The sequence below is a fragment of the Thermocrispum agreste DSM 44070 genome, assembly GCF_000427905.1.
Taxonomy (GTDB): domain Bacteria; phylum Actinomycetota; class Actinomycetes; order Mycobacteriales; family Pseudonocardiaceae; genus Thermocrispum; species Thermocrispum agreste.
In genome coordinates this window covers 86,329-106,131 of sequence record NZ_ATYX01000011.1, presented here as the reverse complement: position 1 = coordinate 106,131, position 19,803 = coordinate 86,329, and the positions used below count along the sequence as shown (strand labels likewise).

Genomic DNA, 19,803 nt, shown 5'->3' with positions numbered 1-19,803 from the left:
GGGAGGGGCGTCCGGTGAGTGCACGGGAGTGGATCGGTAAGGACTTCTATCGCGAGCTGGGCGTCTCTCCCGACGCGTCGCAGGAGGAGATCAAGCGGGCGTACCGGAAGCTGGCGCGGGACTACCACCCGGACGCCAACCCCGGTGACGCCAAGGCCGAGCAGAAGTTCAAGGCCATCTCCGAGGCGTACGGCGTGCTGTCGGACCCGAAGAAGCGCCGCGAGTACGACGAGGCGCGCGCGCTCTTCGGGTCCGGCGGCCAAGGCGGGTTCGGCTTCCCCGGCGGCGGGGCGGGCGGCTTCGACTTCGGCGACCTGTTCAACGCCGCCAGGGGCAGCGGGCTCGGTGGCCTCGGGGACATGCTCGGCAACCTGTTCAACCGGCGCTCGTCCGCCACGGCCACGTCGGCCCGGCGCGGCGCGGACGTGGAGACGGAGATCCGTATCGACTTCGTCGAGGCGGTGCGCGGTGCCACGGTGCCGTTGCGGCTGTCCAGCCCGGCGAAATGCGGCACGTGCGGCGGGACCGGCGCCCGGCCGGGCACCCAGCCGCGGACCTGCCCGACCTGCGGCGGCGCCGGTTTGGTCAACAGGAGTCAGGGGGCGTTCGCGTTCTCCGAACCGTGCCGTGACTGCCGCGGACGCGGGGCGATCATCGACTCCCCGTGCCCGGAGTGCGCGGGCGAGGGCGTGAGCACCCGGACGCGCACCTTGACGGTGCGCATTCCGCCGGGTGTGGACAACGAGCAGCGCATCCGGCTCGCCGGTCAGGGTGAGCCGGGTCGCGGCGGCGCCCCGGCCGGTGACCTGTACGTGAAGGTCTTCGTCACGCCGCACCCAGTGTTCGGCCGCTCCGGCAACAACCTCACCATCACCGTCCCGGTGCACTTCTCCGAGCTCGCCCTCGGCACCACCCTGAGCGTTCCGACCCTGGACGGCAAGGTGTCGGTCAAGGTGCCGCCGGGCACCAACAGCGGGCGCGTGCTGCGCGTGCGCGGCAAAGGCATCACGAAGCGAAACGGCCAGACGGGTGACTTGCTGGTGACCCTGCAGGTCGCCGTGCCATCGTCGTTGAACGGCAAGGCAAAAGAGGCCTTGCAGGCCTACGCCGATGCGGTGGCGCAACACGATCCGCGGCCGGAGATCACGAGGTTGCTGCAGGAGCGAGCATGAGCGGGCGTGAGGAAAAGACATACGTCATCTCGGTGGCCGCCCAGCTGGCCGGCCTGCATGCGCAAACGCTGCGGGCCTACGACCGGCAGGGCCTGGTGACCCCCATGCGCACGCCGGGCGGAGGCCGCCGCTACTCGGCGCGGGACATCGAGCTGTTGCGCGAAGTGCAGCGGTTGTCGCAGCAGGAAGGCGTCAACCTCGCGGGTATCAAGCGCATCATCGAGCTGGAGAACCAGATCGACGAGCTCAAGGCCCAGGTCAAGCAGCTCACCGAGGAACTGGCCAGGGCGTACGCGGCGGCCGAGCAGGCCGCGGCCGCGGTGCACGCCAGCTATCGCCGGGAGCTGGTGCCCGCGCGGCAGGAGACCGCGTTGGTGATCTGGAAGCCGCGGAGCCGCCAGGGCGGTCGCTGACGCGCGGAGAATGCCAGCCACTGCGCTGTTCGTTCCGAGACCCGCTGCACAGGTAGCTGCCGGAGACAGCACGGGACGGCAGCTGCCGGAGGCAGAACGGGACGACCGCCGGCGAAAAGGCCCGCCCAGGCCCGCTGACGAGCGCGGCATCGACCCACGCGGGTTCGTTCCAGTGCGCGGCGCGGGTGAAGCCTCCAGCGGAGCCTCCGGCAGCGCGCCGATCATGGTGTCGAGGCGCTGCCACCCCCGTGGAAGTGACAGGTCAGTCCTCGTACCTGTCGTCGCCGTCCCGGGCCTCCCGCTCGACGCGCAGGACCTTCCCGTCCCTGGCTACCACGTCGACCTCGATCTCCTGACGCTGGTGCACGACCTCCACGTGCCACACGCGGCCACCGAGCTCGTAGTCCCGCTCGATGTCGCCACCTTGTCGCCCACATGACCGACGGCGACCGCGACGGCCTCTTTCGCGCTGATCCCGTCGGCGGTGGACGCTAGCTTGCTGACCGCGGCGAGCTGAGCGGACGTCTCGACGGTCTGCCGCTGCATCGCCGGCTCGACCTGAGCCACCTCGGTGCCGTTCGTCGCCAACAGGACAGCACCGGCTACCACCACCGCAGCCGCCGCCAGGCCCGCGAGGGTCGTATCGGCGTCATGACCGTCCTTTCGTCGATCCTTGCTGTCGCCGACGATGATCCCGCGAGTCGCTCGAACTCCACGCTGCTCGACGGTCGAGACAGCCCTAGATGCGGCCCTCGGTGATGAACGAGTCGTAGGAGATCTGGTCGTACGACGTGCCTTCGACCAGCAGCCGGGAAACCGTCGCGCGGATCATCCCCGGTGATCCGGCCACCAGCACGTCGTGTCCGCTCCACGCACCGCCGAGTGCGGTCACGACCTCGGGCAGCTTGCCGCGCTCGCCGTCGTCGACGCTGCCGTCCTCGGTCACCGGGACGAGCTTCAGCCACGGGAGATCCGCCGCCAGCTCGCGCAGCTCCGGCAAGAAGTACAACGCATCTGCGGTCGGGCCGCCGAAGAACAGCGTCACCGACGACGGCTGCGTGGCACGTCCGGCCAGATCTTCGACCACCGCATGCAGTGGCGCAACGCCCGTCCCGCCGGCGATCAGCACGAGGTCGCGCTGCACGTCGCGGTCCCGCCACAGTTCGCCCATCGGCGCACCGACACGCCACCGGTCACCGGGCACCGTCTGCCGCACCAGCGCCCGGCTCACCCAGCCACCGGCCACGACCCGCACGTGGAAGTCGACGGTCCCGTCCTCGCGGGGCGCGTTGGCCGGGGAGAGGTAGCGCCACAACCGCGGCCGTCGGGGCGACTCGACGCTGACGAACTGGCCCGCCAGATAGGGGATCTGCGACTCCGGCCGGACGCGGATGATCGCCGTGTCCCAGTCCCGCCGCTGGTGCGAGACCACCTCGGCGGTCCACCACGCGGGCAGGCTGTCGTCCGCGACGCCCTCCTGCATGATGCGCGCGACGACCTCGTAGGCCTGTGTCCAGGCCTGCTCGACCTCGTCGGTCCACTCGACCGTGGTGTAGGTGCGGACCGCCGCCCGCAGCGCCACCCCGAACGCGCGGAAATGCTCCTGCCGGACGCCGAACTTGCGGTGATCCCTGCCCAGCCGTCGCAGGTACGGAGTCAGTTCCTCCGGCCGATCGGCCGCCTCCACCAGCTGCACCAGCGCCCGGAACAACCTGGTGCGCTGCTTCTGCATGTTCACCGGGAACAGGTCCCTGGCGCTCGGGACGAGCGAGAACAGCACCGCGTAGAAGTGCTCTGCCATCTCGTCCGCCCTGAGCTCGACCGGAGCGAAACTGGCCTGGATGATCCGTACCATGCGATCGCTTCCGGTGCCGCGCGGCCGGGGCTCCGGCGGATCGGCGAAGGAGTTGAGCACAGCGTTAACAGTCATGGACGACGCATTCACTCCAGATGGTGAGGGCGAAGCCCTGCCGAAACGGTGGTCGATACCGATTCTGACGGAAAAATCCGCTGGTGACTGGGGCCAAACGGGGCTTGTGGGGTCTTCCCTGACGGGATTGACACAGAGTGCGGACCGGATGGAAGATGGCGCAATTTCCGCCCAATCGCGTGAGTTCCTTACCCCAGTCGTGGCACAGTAGGCGGCACCCGACCCGAAGTGATCCGGTATGGACCCGACGCTGAAGCACTCGCTCCGGCTGGCCCGCATGGCGCGGATGGACCTGCCGCCGAATCCGCGCCCACGCAGGTCCCGGCGATCCCGGCCCGAAGCGCCTGCGGAGGCGGCCCCTTCGACGCACCCTTCGACGCACTCCGGCGACCGCGCCGCACGGCCCGGCCGGTCAGCCGCCGACCGTGCGCCCGCGCGGCCGGCGGACCCCGCCCCGCCGACCGAGGCCCAGCAGCAACCCCCACCGGACGAAGAGCCGACCGAACAGCTCCCGGTGGTGCGGCCGCCCGCGTTCGCCGACGTGCCACCACCGGACGACCCGCTCGACGGTGCGGCCGACGACCTGCCCGGATCGGCAGGGGAACACCTGCTGCAGCTCGCCTACGACACCCGGGAACAGGCCGAGCGGTTCTACGCCGAGCAGATGACCGACCGGCTGACGCCGACCATGGTGGAGTTCGTCGGCCGGATGGAGATGGCGTTCATCGCCACCGCCGACTCCCGCGGCGAAGCCGACTGCTCGTTCCGTGCCGGGCCGCCCGGGTTCATCCGCGTGTTGGACGACAAGCACGTGGCCTACCCCGAATACCGGGGCAACGGCGTGATGGCCAGCCTGGGCAACATCAGCGAGAACCCGCACATCGGCATCCTGTTGATCGACTTCGCCCGCGACCGCGTCGGCCTGCACATCAACGGGCGCGCGATGATCGTGGAGAACGACGCGATGCGCGCGGAGTTCCCGGACCTGCCGGTGACGGAGGATCGGGGACGACGCGCCGAGCGTTGGGTACTGGTGGAGGTCGACGAAGCCTACATCCACGGCAGCAAGCACATTCCGGCGATGCAGCCGGTCGCCGCCGACCCCGGGCCCGAGCACGACGACTACTTCTGCGTCCGGGCATCACGGCTTGCCGACGCGCGAGCCGCACGCGACACCAGCCAACCGAAAGCGCCGGCGGCCGATGGTGCACCTGATCCGCAGCCTGCGAACGCCGAGGCGGCACCGGATCGCAAGGCGCAGCGGGCGAATGGCAGTCCGGCGCGCAACGGACGGCCGAATCCGCCGGAGACCGATCCGGCCGACGGCGATCACCAACGGTCCGAGGCCGCCGGGAGCAGCCCCGCGCCGCAAGCCGGATCAGCCGGGCCCGATCGAGGCCGGGACGGCCGCCCGGACAGCAGGCCCGACGTGCCAGGGCGGTCCAACGGTGCGGCGCGCCGACGGTCCACGGTTGCGGCCGGTCAGTCCAACGTGAACGGGTCGTAGGCGATCTGGTCCAGCGACGTTCCGGCCACCAGCATCCGTGACACGGTGGCCCGGATCATCTGCGGCGAGCCGGACACCAGGATGTCGTGATCCGGCCAGGCACCTCGGCGGGTCACCGCTTCGGCCAGCGTGCCGCGCTCCGCGCCTGCCACCTCGCCGCGTTCCACCACCGGAATGACGCGCAGCCACGGGTTCGCCGACGCCAGGCGGTGCAGGTCGTCCACCACGTACAGGTCGTCGACCGTGCGACCGCCGAAGAACAGCGTCACGTTCGGGTTCTTCCCCCACCTGGCCAGGTCGTCGAGCAGCGCCAGCAGCGGCGCCACCCCGGTGCCACCGGCGATCATCAGCACGTCCCGGCCCGACTCCCGGTCCACGCTCAACCGCCCGAGCGGCGGACCGATCTGCCATACGTCCCCGGGCTGGGTGTGGCTCACAATCGCCCGGCTCACCCACCCGCCGTCCACCGCGCGGACATGGAACTCCAGCGAGCCGTCCGGGCGCGGCGCGTTCGCCGGGGAGAGGTAGCGCCACAGCCGTGGCCGCTGCGGGATCTCCACGCTCACGTACTGGCCCGCCCGATACGGCAGCCGGGCCTCCGGTTCGACCCGCACCATCGCCAGGTCCCAGCTCAGCCTGCGGTGATCGGTGACCGTGGCGGACAGCCGCGGCGGGGAGGGGTCGGATGCGGCGGCTTCTTGCATCGAGCGGGCCACGATCGTGTAGCCCTCGGCCCACGCCCGCTCCACCTCGGGTGTCCACGCCGGACCGAGGTGGTCGCGCAGCGCCGCCAGCATCGCGGTGCCGATCGCCTCGTAGTGCCTGCTCTGCACGTTGTACTTGCGGTAGTCGCGGCCGAGCTGGGTGAGGAACGGGACCAGGTCCCCCGGCCGGTCCACCATCTGCACCACCCGGGCGATGGCGCGCAGCAGCTTGCCCCTCCGGATCTCGACGTTCACCGGGAACATCTCCCGGATGTCCGGCGCCAAGGTGAACAACAGACCGTAGAAGCGCTGCGACATCTCCGGCAGATACGGCGACGCCTGCCGCCAGGTGTCGGAAATGAGCCGCACCATCGCGGTGACCGCCGGCGGTGCTTCCCGCGGCGCAGCGGACCGCGGCACAGGGCTCACGTCGTCGGTGCTCATCGATCTCCGGGGGATGGTCTCGCCGCATGTCGGGCGGAGGGGCGAACGGGTGCGCGCACCTTGCCCAGCACAGTATCCGCTGTCGCCAGGAAAAACAGGATCAAGCTGCGGAAAGACCCGACTGGCGCATCCGTGAGAGTAACCATATGATCACGCCATTTCGGCGTGTGATCACCCGAACGAGGACCGTGACCATCCCGCCGTGGCGAGCCCCGGTCGGACGCGCCCGGATCGCCACCGAACACGAGCATCCGACGCCCGTGGTTCGGCGCCGACGCGGAGCCGAGAGTGCCGGGAATCCCGGCCTGGAGCACCACAGGCAGGACAGTTTCCCGGCAATTCTGCTCGACACCGGCTCGGGAAGGCGCGTCCCCTGCCAGGGGTACCCCCGGCGGCGGCGCTCGGGTGTCCGCGACGAGCGGAACACCGGGAGCTCGCGGCAGACAGCAATGCCGTCAGCCGCCGAACCGTCCGGACGTCTTCGGCCTCGCACCTCCGCTTCGCCGGCAACCCCAGCCCTACGGACGCCGGACCGCTCCCGGAGTCCCGAGCCGCCCAGCTGGCTTCGCCGCACCAGCCCGGGTGTCCACGGCACCTCACGCCGGGCAGCGTCAAGTCAAGCAACGTGGGCCCCCGAATCGCCCCTCCTTCCGCCCACGACCACCCGACGTCACCCCGAAACCCCCAACCACCCACCCGACCCCACAGGACGCCCGGTGTCCTGCGCCGCCAGCACGGTCCCGCCGGACGAACCAGCCCCGGCAACCGCCGGCCGCTCAGCCCAGCGTGAACGGGTCGCGGGTGGCGCCGGACAGCTCGACCCACACCGCCTTGTCCTCCAGGTAGGCGTCGATCGCTGCGGTGCCGCTCTCCCGGCCGATACCGGACAGTCCCATGCCACCGAACGGCACGCTCGGAGCCACCGCCCGGTCCGGCACGTCTCACCGCACGGCAAGCTGGGCAACCTCTGCGTGACCCACGAAACCTACGCCCGCGGTGTGCTCGACGCCGTGCTCGCGTTCGACCAAGAACTCGTCGTCGTCTGCCAGGAAGGCGTGCTCACCGCGATGGCACGCGAACACGGGCTTCCGGTCGCGGTGATCGGGTTCGCCGACCGCAACTACAACGACGACGGAACTCTGGTCGACCGTCGCCACCCCGACGCGCTCGTGCGCAACGCCGATCTCGTGGTCGAACGCGCTGTGCAGCTGGCCACCAAGGGCACCGTCACCACCGTCAGCGGAACCGAGATACCGGTGCCGTGCGACACGGTGCTCGTGCACGGCGACACGGCTGGTTCTGTCACGCTCGCCCGCCGCGTGCGCGCGGCCCTCGAGGCCGCAGGCGTCACCATCGCCCCGTTCCACGCCCCGGCTGGCGTGCGCTGACCGCGGGCGGAGGCTCAGATCCCCGAGCTTCTTCTTCATGCCTTTCAGGCCGATCCGGCTGATCACGTCGCGCAGCCGGATCGGCGCACCCCGGTCCAGCCACCACGTCACCCGTGCGCCGAGCGGGGCGACGATGACCGGCGCGTCGGTCTCCAGCCCGCGCAATGCGTCGGCGGCCAGCCGCTCCGGCGGGTAGAACTTTGCCGCCCTGCAGCAGCTTCGCCAGGTCGTGGAAGAGCTCCCTGGCTTTCGTCCCGACCGCGGTCTGCGGCAGCCGGTCGTTGGCCTGCGCGAAGATCGGGGTGTCGATCACGCCCGGGCACAGCACGCTCACCTGCACCCCGTGCAGGGCGGCCTCGGCGCGCAGGCTCAGGCTCAACGCCACCACGGCGTGCTTGGTCGCGGTGTACGGGCCGGTGAGCGGGCTGACCACCAAACCGGCCAGCGACGCCGTGTTGAGGATCTGCCCCCGCCCGCGGGCCTTCATCTTCAGGTAGGCGGCGTGCGCGCCGTGCACGACGCCGCGCAGGTTCACGTCGATACAGCGATTCCAGTGCTCGAGCCCGAGCTCGTCGGCCGCACCGCCGACCGCGATCCCGGCGTTGTTCACCATCAGATCCAGCCCGTGCTCGGCGTCGACCTCGTCGACCAGCGCCTGCACGGCTGCCGCGTCGGTGACGTCCAGCCGGCGGGCGAACGCGCGGGACCCGAGCCGTTCGGCCACCCGTGCGGCGCCATCGGTGTCGAGGTCGGCGAGGTAGACGGTGTCGCCGCGGGCCACCAGCTTGTCGGCCAATGCCTCGCCGATCCCGGAAGCGGTACCCGTGACGATCGCAGTTGCCATCAACCGAGCCTACCGATACGAAAGTTGAGCGGAACTCACTCAACTTTTCCGACGTTGACCAGATGACGACGCTGCACACAGCGGTCACACAGGCTTCATCGGAACGCACGGAGAAGGCAGGGGATGGACGCGTTCAACCCGACAACCAAGACGCAGCAGGCGATCTCGTCGGCGGCGCAAGCGGCGACGGTCGCGGGCAATCCGGACATCACGCCCGCTCACCTGCTCGGCGCACTGCTGGCGCAAAGCGACGGCCTGGCCGGCCCGCTGCTCACCGCGGTGGGCGCGGACCCACGGAAGGTGCACGCCGAGCTGGAGTCGATCACCCGCACGCTGCCCACCGCCACCGGTGCGACCGTGTCCGCCCCGTCGTTCGACCGCTACGCGGTCAAGTCGCTGAGCAAGGCGCAGCAGCTGGCCACCGAACTCGGTGACGAGTACGTCTCCACCGAGCACCTGATGGTCGGCCTGGCCTCCGAAGGCGGTCAGGTGGCCGACCTGCTCAGGCGGCACGGCGCCACGCCGGAAGCGCTGCGCGAGGCGTTCACCAAGGTGCGCGGGTCGGCGCGGGTCACTTCGCCGGACCCGGAAGGCACCTACCAGGCGCTGGAGAAGTACGGCGTCGACCTGACCGAGCGCGCCCGCAAGGGTGAGCTCGACCCGGTGATCGGGCGCGACGCGGAGATCCGCCGGGTGGTGCAGGTGCTGTCCCGCCGCACCAAGAACAACCCGGTGCTGATCGGCGAGCCCGGCGTGGGCAAGACGGCCATCGTGGAGGGCCTGGCGCAGCGCATCGTGGCGGGTGACGTGCCGGATTCGCTGCGCGGCAAGCGGGTGGTGGCGCTGGACGTCGGCTCGATGGTGGCCGGCGCGAAGTACCGCGGCGAGTTCGAGGAACGGCTCAAGGCGGTGCTGAAGGAGATCACCGAGTCGGCGGGCCAGATCATCACGTTCATCGACGAGCTGCACACCATCGTCGGCGCGGGCACCACCGGGGAGGGCTCGATGGACGCCGGCAACATGATCAAGCCGATGCTGGCCCGCGGCGAGCTGCGCATGGTGGGTGCCACCACGCTGGACGAGTACCGGAAGCACATCGAGAAGGACGCCGCGCTGGAGCGCCGCTTCCAGCAGGTGCTGGTCGGCGAGCCGTCGGTGGAGGACACCGTCGGCATCCTGCGTGGCCTCAAGGAGCGCTACGAGGTGCACCACGGTGTGCGGATCACCGACAGCGCCCTGGTGGCCGCGGCGACGCTGTCCGACCGGTACATCACCGCGCGTTTCCTGCCGGACAAGGCGATCGACCTGGTCGACGAGGCGGCCAGCAGGCTGCGGATGGAGATCGACTCCCGGCCGGTGGAGGTCGACGAGGTGGAGCGAGCCGTCCGCAGGCTGGAGATCGAGGAGATGGCGCTGGAGAAGGAGCAGGACGAGGCGTCCCGCGAGCGGCTGGCGGCGCTGCGCACCGAGCTGGCCGAGAAGCGCGAGCAGCTGGCCGCCCTCACCACGCGCTGGCAGAACGAGAAGCGGTCGATCGACCGGATCCGTGACCTGAAGGAGCAGCTGGAGCAGCTGCGCGGGGAAGCGGACCGGGCGGAGCGGGACGCGGACCTGGGTCGCGCCGCCGAGCTGCGCTACGGCAAGATCCCGGCGCTGGAGAAGGAGCTGGAGGCGGCCTCGCAGGCGGCGGGCGACAAGGAGAGCCCGATGCTCAAGGAAGAGGTCGGGCCGGACGACGTGGCGGACGTGGTGTCGGCGTGGACCGGCATCCCGGCGGGCCGTCTGCTGGAGGGCGAGACCGGCAAGCTGCTGCGCATGGAGGCCGAGCTCGGCAAGCGGGTGATCGGCCAAGAGGAAGCGGTGAAGGTGGTCTCGGACGCGGTGCGGCGGTCCCGCGCCGGGGTCAGCGACCCGGACCGGCCGACCGGCTCGTTCCTGTTCCTTGGTCCGACCGGGGTGGGCAAGACCGAGCTGGCCAAGGCGCTGGCCGAGTTCCTGTTCGACGACGAGCGGGCGCTCACCAGGATCGACATGAGCGAGTACGCCGAGAAGCACTCGGTGGCCCGGCTGGTCGGCGCCCCGCCCGGGTACGTCGGCTACGACCAGGGCGGCCAGCTGACCGAGACGGTGCGCCGCCGCCCGTACTCCGTGGTGCTGCTGGACGAGGTGGAGAAGGCGCACCCGGACGTGTTCGACGTCCTGCTGCAGGTGCTCGACGACGGGCGGCTGACCGACGGCCAGGGTCGCACGGTCGACTTCCGCAACACCATCGTGGTGCTCACGTCGAACCTGGGCTCGCAGGCGATCGCCGACCCGACGCTGGACGACCGGGGCCGCAAGGACGCCGTGATGAGCGTGGTGCGGCAGCACTTCAAGCCGGAGTTCCTCAACCGGCTGGACGACATCGTGGTGTTCCACTCGCTGGACACCGAACAGCTCGGGTCGATCGTGGACATCCAGGTGCGCAGGCTGAGCGAGCGGCTGGCGCAGCGGCGGCTGACCCTGGATGTCACACCGGCGGCCCGCGAGTGGCTGGCGGTCAACGGCTACGACCCGATCTACGGGGCACGGCCGCTGCGCCGCCTGGTGCAGACCGCGATCGGCGACCAGCTGGCCAAGTCGCTGCTGTCCGGGGAGGTCCGGGACGGCGACAAGGTGCGGGTGGACGTCTCCGACAACCCCACGGCCGACACGCTCGTCGTCACTCGAGCGAGTTGACCTGGATCTGGCGATAGGCTGGCTGACGTGCCTGCCTGGGTTTGGTTCCTGATCGCGTTCATCGCCCTGGTCGCCGGGTTGACCCTGCTGGCGATCGACAAGTCGCGGGAAGGCTCCCGGCATCGTGAGCGGCTGCGCTGGGCGGACTTGCGCGGCTGGAAGTTCGCCGACGAGGACGCCCGCATGGTCAGCCACTGGACCGAGGGCGCGATGGGGTACTACGGCGCCGAGGCGGCGGTCAACGTGGTGGCCGGGTCCACGTTCACCAGCGAGGGCCGCCGCACGGTGTACGTGTTCGACATCGAAGCGGACCGGCAGATCCCGGCGACGGTGGTGGCCATCCGGCTGGGCGAGGTGTTCCCGGTGCTGCTCGAGCTGTGGTTGCCGTCGGTGCCGTTCCAGCGCGCCGAGATGCCCGAGCTGCTCGGGCCGGCAGGCCACCGGTACGCCTTCACCGACGACCTCGAGCTGGCCAAGCAGCACCTGTCGGAGGAGTTGATCGACCACGCCGACGAGCTCGGCGGCGACGTGAGCGTGCTGTGGCTGGAGCAGGACTGGGTGCTGGCCGCGGTGTCGCCGAACGCCGGGCCGACCAGGCTGGAACGGCTGCTGCGCGACCTCGGTGACATCGCCGACATCGTGGACCCGGGTGACGTCAGCGCCTCGGACAAGCACGTGTGGCAGGACCCGCCGGAAGGTGTCCGGCACGTGGATCCGCTCCACGAACGGCCGCACGGCCCGCTGTGAGTGCGGCCGCGAGCGCTGCGATCACCGTTGGTTCGCCGAGCTGCCGGGGCCGTGAGCGGCATGCGCGCCGCCCGGCCCGCGCGCCCGGCCCGTGCTGCCGCGCCACGTTCGACTACGACGTGCTGGTCATCGGGCCCCGCGCGCCCGGCCCGCGCTGCCGCGCCCGGCTGACGCCGCTACGACCGTCGCCCGCGGCTCGACAGGCCGGCGGCGACGACACTCCGGCCACACCGTGGGCTGGAACCGGCACGCTCGGTGATCATGCCGCTAAGCTGGCGGCATGCCGACCGCATTGATCACCGGGGCCAGCGCGGGCATCGGCGCGGAGTTCGCCAGGCAGCTGGCCGGGCGCGGCTACGACGTGGTGCTGGTCGCCCGCACGCGGGAGACGCTGGAGAAGGTGGCGGCCCAGGTGCGTGGCGCGCACGGCGTCGAGGCGCACGTGCTGCCCGCCGACCTCGGCGACGCCGCGCAGCGGCGCACGGTCGAGCAGTGGCTGGCGGACAACCCGGTCGATCTGCTGGTGAACAACGCGGGCTTCGGGCTCAACGGCGCGTTCGCCGACGTGCCGGTCGAGCGGCTGAACGAGCAGCTGGAGGTCAACGTCACGGCGGTGATGCGGCTGACCCACGCCGCGCTGCCCGGGATGATCCGGCGGCGTTCCGGGGCGATCGTCAACGTGTCCAGCTTCGCGGGCTTCTTCCCGGCCGCGGGTGCCGCCTACGGCGCCACGAAGGCGTGGGTGACGGCCTTCTCGGAGGGCTTGGCGGCTTCGCTGGCCGGCACCGGCATCCGGGTGCTCGCCCTCGCCCCCGGGTTCACCCGGACCGAGTTCCACGACCGGGCGGGCGACCAGGATCGCGGTCCACGGTGGATGTGGCTGAACGCGGACCGCGTGGTGCGGGAATGCCTGGCGGACCTCGACCGCGGCAAGGGCGTCTCGGTGCCCGGCAAGCGGTGGAAGACGCTGCTGGCGCTGGTGCGGCTGCTGCCGCCGCCCGCGCGACGGTGGGTGGGGGCCAAGGTCGCGACGCAGCGCGGCCGCACCTGACCGTGCGGCACCCCGGCAATCCGGCCCCCAAGCCACATACGTTTCATCCACGGCACCCGCGAAACGAACCGTGCGGCACGAGCTCGTAGGCTGAAGATTTGTGACGTCATCCCGCCCTACCGCCGCTGTCGACCAAACCGCCCGCGCCCGGCTTGCCCGGCTGATCACCGAGCTGTGCGTCGTGCACGGCAAGGTCACGCTCGCTTCCGGTAAGGAAGCCGACTACTACGTCGACCTGCGCCGCGCGACGCTGCACCACGCCGCCGCCCCGCTGATCGGCAAGCTGATGCGCCAGCTGACCTCCGACTGGGACTACGTCGCCGCAGGCGGCCTCACCCTCGGGGCCGACCCGGTGGCCACCGCCATGCTGCACTCCGCCGCGGCCGACGGCGTGGTGCTCGATGCGTTCGTCGTGCGCAAGGAAAGCAAACAACACGGCCTGCAACGGCGTATCGAGGGCATCGACGTGGCAGGCCAGCGCGTCCTTGCCGTGGAGGACACCTCGACCACCGGCGGCAGCGTGCTCACCGCGGTCGACGCGCTGGAGGAAGCCTCCGCGACCGTGGTCGGCGTGGCGACGATCGTGGACCGCGACACCGGTGCGCGCGAGGCCATCGAGGCCCGCGGCCTGGAATACCGGTCGCTGCTCGGGCTGGAAGACCTGGGACTGGCGTGACGACCGACGAACCGGGCCCCACCGAGTGGACCGCGCGCGGCCAGGTCGGCGTCGGCCCGTGGGAGGGCCCGTGGCCGTCGGACGATCGCTACGACCCCGAGCTGCTGGCCAACGGCGACCGGCGCAACGTGGTGGACCGGTACCGGTACTGGCGCCGGGAGGCCATCGTGGCCGACCTGGACCGGCGCAGGCATCCATTCCACGTGGCCATCGAGAACTTCCAGCACGACCACAACATCGGCACCGTGGTACGCACCGCCAACGCGTTCGCCGCGAAGGCGGTGCACATCGTCGGCAAGCGCCGGTGGAACCGGCGGGGCGCCATGGTGACCGACCGCTACCAGCACATCCACCATCACCCGGACATCGCCGCGCTACAGGCTTTCGCCGACGAGCACGGGCTGACCGTGGTCGCGGTCGACAACACCCCGGGTGCACAGCGGCTGGAACGATGTGAGCTACCGCTGAAGTCGCTGCTGTTGTTCGGCCAGGAGGGGCCGGGGTTGTCCGCCGAAGCGCAGGAAGCCGCCGCTCTGCGGGTGTCCATCGCACAGTTCGGGTCGACCAGGTCGATCAACGCAGGCGTCGCCGCGGGAATCGTCATGCACGCGTGGATCCGGCAGCATGCCGATCTGAACCAGGCCTGGTAGCCCCGCGACGGCATCGTCATCCATCGCAAGCCTGCCCGTTCGAGGCAGGCGGGCAGGGCGTGTCCGGACTAGCCTGCACAACGTGATCGAGCGGGCGGCCGAGGCGGAAGCCGCGGTCCTCGGGCGGCACCTCGGGTTGCTGTGGGCGCTGCCCGGCACCCGGCTGGGCAGGGACGCGTGGCCGCAGGCCATGCGGCACCGGATGCACGCCGGCTGGAACTACTGGTGGCAGGCGCACCTGCTGGATTGCCTGGTCGACGCCCAGCTACGGGCGCCGACGCCGCGGCGCGCCGGGCTCGTCCGCGGTCTGGCCCGCGGCGTGTGGTTGCGCAACCGCATGCGCTGGATCAACAACTACTACGACGACATGGCGTGGCTGGCGCTGGCCTTGCACCGAGCCGCTGCCGTGACCGGCATGAACACCCGGCGCGCCGTGCGTCGGCTGTCCGCCGAGCTGTGGTCGGCCTGGTCCACTACCGAGGGTGGTGGCATCCGCTGGCGACGCGGCACCGAGTACAAGAACGCTCCGGCCAACGGGCCGGCCGCCATCCTGCACGCCCGCCTCGGCGAGCGGGACCGCGCGGCGGCCATCGCCGAGTGGATGACCGAGTGCCTGGTCGATCCGCGCACCGGCCTGGTGTTCGACGGCCTGGCGATCTACCGCGACGGCCGCCCGGCCAAGCTGTCCCGCCGGATCTACACCTACTGCCAGGGCGTCTATCTCGGCGCGTGCGTGGAGCTGTGGTCGGCGCAGGAGCCGAAGTGGTGCGACCGGGCGGTGCGGACCATCGACGCCGTCGCGGAGCATCTGGCTCCCGGTGGCGTGCTGCGCGGAGAGGGAGGCGGGGACGGCGGGCTGTTTCCCGGCATCCTGGCCCGCTATCTCGCCGATGCCGCCATCCGGCTGCCCGGCGAGGCCGCAGGCACGGCAGCGAACCTGGTCCGGACATCGGCGGAAGCATGCTGGCACAACGCCGCACGCGTACACGGCAGACCCCTGTTCGGCCCGGACTGGTCCCAGCCGCTGCGGATCCCGTTTCCCGAGGCGGCCCGCGACCTCACGGTGCAGCTGAGCGGCTGGATGCTGCTGGAGGCGGCGGCCCGGCTGGACCGGGCGGCGCGGTGACCCGGGTCAGCCGACCGGCTCGTCCTCCACCGGCTTGGCGATCTCCTGCCGGTACTTCCACAGACCCCAGATGGTGCCCGCCACGACGCAGACGACCATGCCCCACATCACCAGCTCCTGCAACCACGGCAGCTGATCCAGCAGACCCGATCCGTAGTAGCCGAGCAGCACCAGCGTCGGCACCCACAGCACCGCTCCGACGGCGGTGGCGAACAAGTACTTGCGCTTGTCCATACCGGCGGCCCCGGCGACCAGCGGCGCCAGCGTGCGCACCCACGGCAGCCACCTGGCCAGCACGATCGCGAACACGCCGCGCCGGTCCAGGAACGCCCTGGCACGTTCCAGGTTCTCCCGGTTGAGAATCTTGCCGCCGCGCCTGGCCACGAACCGGGTGCCGACCTTGCTCCCGATCAGATAACCGACGTGGTTGGCCACGACGGCCACGCCCAGCGCCACCAGCGACAACCACCAGGCACTTGCCTCGGCGTCGTGGTCGGCGAGGATCACTCCGGCGGCGAACAACAGCGTGTCCCCGGGCAGGAACAAGCCGACGATCAACGAGCATTCGATGAAGACGAACGACAGAACCACGACCCACACCACGGTCGGCCCTGCATCCGTCAGCCAGCTCAGTCCCTGCACAATGCGTCAGCCTACGTCGATCGGGTGAAGACGACAGAAACCAGGGGCCCGAAGTGCCGTACCCCACGATACGAGCCGTACGACACCGTTTCCACGAACTCCACGGAATTCGGCGTCGTACGGCTCGATGTCTTGTCGTTTCTCACCCCGCGGTTGTTGCCGCGAGTTCGGCATTCGATTCCCGATCGTGCGGGCCGCGGGCGTCGGCCAGTGGGATTTCCTTCAGGAACAGCAGCACCACGGTCGCCAGCAACGCCACGGCGGAGGCGACGTAGAACACCGAATTGATCGACTCGGTGAAGCCGATCAGGAACGGCTTGGCCTGTTCCAGCGGAATTTCCTGCAGGAACGACGAGTCCGCCATGACGTCCACGCCCTTGGGCACGGCCGCGGGCGAGACGCCGAGCGAGCGGAACGCCGACGCGATGTTGCCGGACAGGGTGCTGAACAGGATGGACAGGAACACCGCCACCCCCAGCGTGCCGCCGACCTGACGGAACAGGGTGGCCGACGCCGTCGAGACACCCATGTCCCGGCGCGGCCCGGCGTTCTGCACCGCGATCATCAGCGTCTGCATGCAGGCGCCGAGACCGGCTCCGATGACCGCCATCAGGACCAGCGCGTGCCACGTCGGGCTGTTCCACTCCAGCTGGGCGAACAGCAGCGATCCGAGCGAGATCACCATGGTGCCGATGATCGGGAAGATCTTGTACCGCCCGGTCTTCTGCGTGATCCGGCCGACGATCAGCGTCGACGACATCATCCCGACCATCATCGGCAGGCTCAGCAGGCCGGCCTCGGTCGGCGAGAAGCCCTGCACGATCTGCAGGTACTGCGGGATCAGCACGATCGCACCGAACATCGCCACGCCGAGGATGAACCCGGCGATCAGCGCCACGGTGAACGTCTTGTTGGTGAACAGCCGCAACGGGATCAGGCCCGCCTCGCCCATCCGGCGCTGGACCAGCACGAAGGCGACCAGGCTGGCCAGGCCGACCGCGACGCAGACCAGCGCCGTGGTGGACGTCCAGCCCCACTGGCGTCCCTGCTCGGCCAGGATCAGCAACGGCACCAGGAACGCGGTCAGCGTGGCCGCGCCCCACCAGTCGATGCGCTGCTTGCGCGGCTGGTGCGGGACGTTGAGCACCCTGGTCACCACGACCAGTGCCACGATGCCGACCGGCAGGTTCACCAGGAACACCCAGCGCCAGCCGTCCAGCCCGACGAACGTGTCCATGCCGGCGAACAGCCCGCCCAGGACCGGACCGAGCACGCTGGAGACACCCCAGACGCTCATCATGTAGCCGGCGTAGCGGGCGCGCCGCCGCGGCGGGATGATGTCGCCGACGATCGTCATGGCCAGCGACATCAGGCCACCGGCGCCGAGTCCTTGCACGGCACGGTAGACCGCCAGCTCGTACATGGACGTGGCGAACGTACAGGCCAGCGATCCGATCAGGAACACGGAGATGGCCGTCAGGTAGAGCGGCTTGCGCCCGTAGATGTCGGACAGCTTGCCGTAGATCGGCGTGGTGATCGTCGCGGTGATCAGGTACGCGGTGGTCGCCCACGCCTGGATGCTGAGCCCGTGCAGGTCGTCCGCGATGGTGCGGATGGCGGTGCTGACGATGGTCTGGTCCAACGAGGCCAGCAACATGCCCATCATCAGCCCGGACAGGATCGTCACGATCTGCCGGTGCGACAGCAGCGGAATCTCGTCCGCGTCAGGGGCCGCCGTCGGCGGCTGATGGGTGGTACCCCTGCTCATGCGGTCCTCTCGGTGTGCGATGCGCGATTGCGTTCGGCGGATGGTTCGGTGGCTGCCAGGTTGCGGGTGATGTCGTCGCTGAGCCGGCCGAGCAGCGTCACCAGGCGGTCGACGTCGTCGTCGGGCCAGTGCTGCAAGATCGTCGCCAGCCATCGGTTCCGTACCGCGCGTACGCGCTCGTGAATCTCGTGGCCGGCCTCGGTGAGGGCGAGCAGGCAGGCCCGTCCGTCGTTCGGATCCGCCTGCCGCTCGATGAACCCGGCCTGTACCAGTGCGGATGTCTGCCTGCTGATCGTGGAGACGTCGGCGTGGACCCGCTCCGCGATGGTCGACGTCCGGCTCGGGCCTTCCCGGTGCAGCACGGCCAGGATGGGGAAGGCGCTCGGCTCGATCTCCGGGAGCTCGCTGGACATCCGGAATTTGGCCTTGGTCAGCACCCGGATCAGCCGGCTGAACGTGTCACCGAGCCGCTCGGCGCTCACCATCTTCTCCGGCGGCATCCCGCCGGTGGAGTCGGTGACGGTCGCCGAAAGGTCGGTGGGGGTGGCGGTACCGGACATCGGATGGCCTCACTAGTTGCTTGCATCAATCAACTAATTTCGTCTGTCAACTATCCAGGAAGTCGGGGCGCGTCGCAACCGAATTTCCTGGCGTGTGACCAGATGCACGATTTCGGCCCTACACCCGGGCGGCGCTGCACACCGTGACGGCCGCGCCCGCTGACCGGCCCGAAAGGGAGGTCGCCGACGATCCGGGCGAAGACCGCAGTGCCAAGGCATCGGTGGGCTGGTGAGCCGGACCGTGCGCAACTCGATCGGCGTCCAACACACCGCAGACCGCTCACCCGACCGCCGCACCGCCACACGCCGTACCGAGCCAAACACCGCCCCACCAACCCAAGCGGCAACCACAGCCTCACGCACCCCGGACTGCAGCGACGACCATGCCCACGCGGCCCGGGCGTTCCCGGCGCGCCGCTGACCGATCGCTCGATCAGTGGCAGTCACGGGCAGGCGCTTCCGCTGGGCAACGCCTGCAGCGCTGTCCACACGTGCCAAGCACCAGGAAAAAGGTCCGGCCGTCGCACTCGCCGAGCGAACCTCTCGGCTTGGACGCTTCAAGCCGGGTGCTCGGCGCGGGCAGGCGGCCGCCGCGAAAACATCGCGTCCAGGCGCAGCAGTTACGCCACTTCGATGCGCCGCGGCCCGGGCATCGCCGTCCGGCGGATCGAGCGCATCACGCCGACGCGATCAGTTCTCCGCTTGCGGGCGCACCGGCTCATCGGCCTGCGACTCGGCCGCGTTCTTCTTCTTGCGGCGCGACCGCACGTATTCGATCACGATCGGCAGTACCGACACGAGCACGATCAGGATCGCCATCGCGTCGATGTTGTCCCGGATGAACGCGATGTCGCCGAGCAGGTAGCCGAGCACGATCAGCCCGGCCGCCCACAGGATGCCGCCTAGCACCGTGAAGGTGAAGTACTTGCGCGGATCCATCCGGCCCACGCCGGCGATCCAGGTGATGAACGTCCGCACGAACGGGACGAACCTGGCCAGCACGACCGCCTTGGCACCGTGCTTGTCCAAAAAGGCGTGCGTCTTGTCCACGTACTGCGGCTTGAAGAACCGCGAATCGGGTTTGAACAGCGCGGGCCCGACCTTCCACCCGATGCTGAACCCGACCACGTTGCCGACGACCGCCGCGACGGTGGCCAGCGTGCACACCAACCACAGCGGAGCGTCGATGGCCCCGGTCGCCACGAACAAGCCCGCGGTGAACAGCAGCGAGTCCCCGGGGAGCACCGGGAAGATGCTGCTCTCGGCGAACAGGATCACGCACAGGATGGCGATGACCGCCGGCGTCAGACCGTCGAGCAGTCGCTCGGGGTCCAGCCACTCCGGCAGCAGCGACGCTTTGGCAATCGGCAACGCGAGGTCCACGGGACTTCACGCTACCCGAGTCGCCGGCCACATTCGCAGCGCGGTCGGCCTGTCACGCACCGTCGAAAGCCCGGGATCCG

General features: G+C 70.2%; 19 protein-coding genes. 10 read left to right on the top strand and 9 right to left on the bottom strand.

The features are described 5' to 3' along the window. Positions 1–14 precede the first annotated feature (14 nt). Together dnaJ and YWY_RS0109720 are read left to right on the top strand one after the other, a co-directional pair. Positions 15–1,172 carry a molecular chaperone DnaJ gene (dnaJ, locus tag YWY_RS0109725; RefSeq protein ID WP_028847461.1) on the top strand — a complete coding sequence of 386 codons (1,158 nt, stop codon included), beginning with the start codon at positions 15–17 and terminating at the stop codon, positions 1,170–1,172. Next, entirely contained in the window at positions 1,169–1,585 is a 417-nt protein-coding gene (locus YWY_RS0109720) for a heat shock protein transcriptional repressor HspR (protein ID WP_028847460.1), read from the top strand. The genes dnaJ and YWY_RS0109720 overlap by 4 nt, the downstream gene beginning before the upstream one ends. Positions 1,586–1,847: 262 nt before the next feature. Here YWY_RS0109720 and YWY_RS24775 read toward each other — a convergent pair whose 3' ends face one another. Then, a complete protein-coding gene (locus YWY_RS24775) occupies positions 1,848–1,970 on the bottom strand; it encodes a hypothetical protein (protein WP_281168980.1) in 123 nt (40 codons plus the stop codon). A 354-nt stretch (positions 1,971–2,324) separates the two neighbouring features. Next, positions 2,325–3,515 carry a globin domain-containing protein gene (locus tag YWY_RS0109710; RefSeq protein WP_245566626.1) on the bottom strand — a complete coding sequence of 397 codons (1,191 nt, stop codon included), beginning with the start codon at positions 3,513–3,515 and terminating at the stop codon, positions 2,325–2,327. A gap of 238 nt (positions 3,516–3,753) precedes the next feature. Here YWY_RS0109710 and YWY_RS23695 point away from each other — a divergent pair, with 238 nt between their 5' ends. Beyond that, positions 3,754–5,022, top strand: a complete 1,269-nt coding sequence (locus tag YWY_RS23695; RefSeq protein ID WP_245566625.1) for a pyridoxamine 5'-phosphate oxidase family protein — start codon at positions 3,754–3,756, stop codon at positions 5,020–5,022. Here the strand turns inward: YWY_RS23695 and YWY_RS0109700 are convergent. Together YWY_RS0109700 and YWY_RS24640 are read right to left on the bottom strand one after the other, a co-directional pair. Next, entirely contained in the window at positions 4,998–6,170 is a 1,173-nt protein-coding gene (locus YWY_RS0109700) for an FAD-binding oxidoreductase (protein WP_028847458.1), read from the bottom strand. The two genes, YWY_RS23695 and YWY_RS0109700, sit on opposite strands and share 25 nt — an antisense overlap. Positions 6,171–6,946: 776 nt before the next feature. Further along, positions 6,947–7,108 carry an aldehyde dehydrogenase family protein gene (locus tag YWY_RS24640; protein ID WP_425426122.1) on the bottom strand — a complete coding sequence of 54 codons (162 nt, stop codon included), beginning with the start codon at positions 7,106–7,108 and terminating at the stop codon, positions 6,947–6,949. Between the two features lie 33 nt (positions 7,109–7,141). Here YWY_RS24640 and YWY_RS24635 point away from each other — a divergent pair, with 33 nt between their 5' ends. Further along, positions 7,142–7,558, top strand: a complete 417-nt coding sequence (locus YWY_RS24635) for a LamB/YcsF family protein (RefSeq protein ID WP_245566624.1) — start codon at positions 7,142–7,144, stop codon at positions 7,556–7,558. On the opposite strand, the gene YWY_RS21180 is transcribed toward YWY_RS24635, so the two are convergent. Continuing rightward, the gene (locus YWY_RS21180) at positions 7,518–8,402 is read right to left on the bottom strand and encodes an SDR family oxidoreductase (RefSeq protein WP_156899176.1); all 885 of its coding nucleotides are present in this window, start codon (positions 8,400–8,402) and stop codon (positions 7,518–7,520) included. The two genes, YWY_RS24635 and YWY_RS21180, sit on opposite strands and share 41 nt — an antisense overlap. Before the next feature lie 123 nt (positions 8,403–8,525). Between YWY_RS21180 and clpB the strand changes: the two genes are divergently transcribed. The 6 genes from clpB to YWY_RS0109655 all read left to right on the top strand — a co-directional run bounded on the left by clpB (position 8,526) and on the right by YWY_RS0109655 (position 15,370). Continuing rightward, a complete protein-coding gene (gene clpB / locus YWY_RS0109680; RefSeq protein ID WP_028847457.1) occupies positions 8,526–11,120 on the top strand; it encodes an ATP-dependent chaperone ClpB in 2,595 nt (864 codons plus the stop codon). Positions 11,121–11,147: 27 nt separating this feature from the next. After that, a complete protein-coding gene (locus YWY_RS21175; protein WP_245566623.1) occupies positions 11,148–11,867 on the top strand; it encodes a type III secretion system chaperone family protein in 720 nt (239 codons plus the stop codon). Between the two features lie 280 nt (positions 11,868–12,147). Next, positions 12,148–12,918, top strand: a complete 771-nt coding sequence (locus tag YWY_RS0109670; RefSeq protein ID WP_028847456.1) for an SDR family NAD(P)-dependent oxidoreductase — start codon at positions 12,148–12,150, stop codon at positions 12,916–12,918. Between the two features lie 100 nt (positions 12,919–13,018). Next, positions 13,019–13,594 carry an orotate phosphoribosyltransferase gene (pyrE, locus tag YWY_RS0109665; protein ID WP_028847455.1) on the top strand — a complete coding sequence of 192 codons (576 nt, stop codon included), beginning with the start codon at positions 13,019–13,021 and terminating at the stop codon, positions 13,592–13,594. Continuing rightward, positions 13,591–14,244, top strand: coding sequence for a TrmH family RNA methyltransferase (locus YWY_RS0109660; RefSeq protein ID WP_028847454.1), 654 nt, complete (start codon positions 13,591–13,593; stop codon positions 14,242–14,244). The genes pyrE and YWY_RS0109660 overlap by 4 nt, the downstream gene beginning before the upstream one ends. Positions 14,245–14,317: 73 nt before the next feature. Continuing rightward, positions 14,318–15,370: a glycoside hydrolase family 76 protein gene (locus YWY_RS0109655; RefSeq protein WP_028847453.1), complete on the top strand. Its 1,053-nt coding sequence runs from the start codon at positions 14,318–14,320 to the stop codon at positions 15,368–15,370. Between the two features lie 6 nt (positions 15,371–15,376). Here the strand turns inward: YWY_RS0109655 and YWY_RS0109650 are convergent, their stop codons facing one another. The 4 genes from YWY_RS0109650 to YWY_RS0109635 all read right to left on the bottom strand — a co-directional run bounded on the left by YWY_RS0109650 (position 15,377) and on the right by YWY_RS0109635 (position 19,723). Next, the gene (locus YWY_RS0109650; protein WP_245566622.1) at positions 15,377–15,961 is read right to left on the bottom strand and encodes a DedA family protein; all 585 of its coding nucleotides are present in this window, start codon (positions 15,959–15,961) and stop codon (positions 15,377–15,379) included. A 193-nt stretch (positions 15,962–16,154) separates the two neighbouring features. Beyond that, positions 16,155–17,780, bottom strand: a complete 1,626-nt coding sequence (locus tag YWY_RS21170; protein ID WP_051310109.1) for a DHA2 family efflux MFS transporter permease subunit — start codon at positions 17,778–17,780, stop codon at positions 16,155–16,157. Then, positions 17,777–18,340, bottom strand: a complete 564-nt coding sequence (locus YWY_RS21165; protein ID WP_051310108.1) for a MarR family winged helix-turn-helix transcriptional regulator — start codon at positions 18,338–18,340, stop codon at positions 17,777–17,779. The genes YWY_RS21170 and YWY_RS21165 overlap by 4 nt, the downstream gene beginning before the upstream one ends. Positions 18,341–19,030: 690 nt before the next feature. Then, positions 19,031–19,723 (bottom strand): DedA family protein, encoded by a 693-nt coding sequence (locus YWY_RS0109635; protein ID WP_156899175.1) that lies wholly within the window; start codon positions 19,721–19,723, stop codon positions 19,031–19,033. Positions 19,724–19,803 lie beyond the last annotated feature (80 nt).

Coding starts and splice junctions, on each gene's coding strand:
- YWY_RS0109720 (WP_028847460.1), top strand. CDS start 1,169: ATGAGCGGGCGTGAGGAAAAGACATACGTCATCTCGGTGGCCGCCCAG.
- YWY_RS0109710 (WP_245566626.1), bottom strand. CDS start 3,515: ATGACTGTTAACGCTGTGCTCAACTCCTTCGCCGATCCGCCGGAGCCC.
- YWY_RS23695 (WP_245566625.1), top strand. CDS start 3,754: ATGGACCCGACGCTGAAGCACTCGCTCCGGCTGGCCCGCATGGCGCGG.
- YWY_RS0109700 (WP_028847458.1), bottom strand. CDS start 6,170: ATGAGCACCGACGACGTGAGCCCTGTGCCGCGGTCCGCTGCGCCGCGG.
- YWY_RS21180 (WP_156899176.1), bottom strand. CDS start 8,402: ATGGCAACTGCGATCGTCACGGGTACCGCTTCCGGGATCGGCGAGGCA.
- clpB (WP_028847457.1), top strand. CDS start 8,526: ATGGACGCGTTCAACCCGACAACCAAGACGCAGCAGGCGATCTCGTCG.
- YWY_RS0109670 (WP_028847456.1), top strand. CDS start 12,148: ATGCCGACCGCATTGATCACCGGGGCCAGCGCGGGCATCGGCGCGGAG.
- YWY_RS21170 (WP_051310109.1), bottom strand. CDS start 17,780: ATGAGCAGGGGTACCACCCATCAGCCGCCGACGGCGGCCCCTGACGCG.
- YWY_RS21165 (WP_051310108.1), bottom strand. CDS start 18,340: ATGTCCGGTACCGCCACCCCCACCGACCTTTCGGCGACCGTCACCGAC.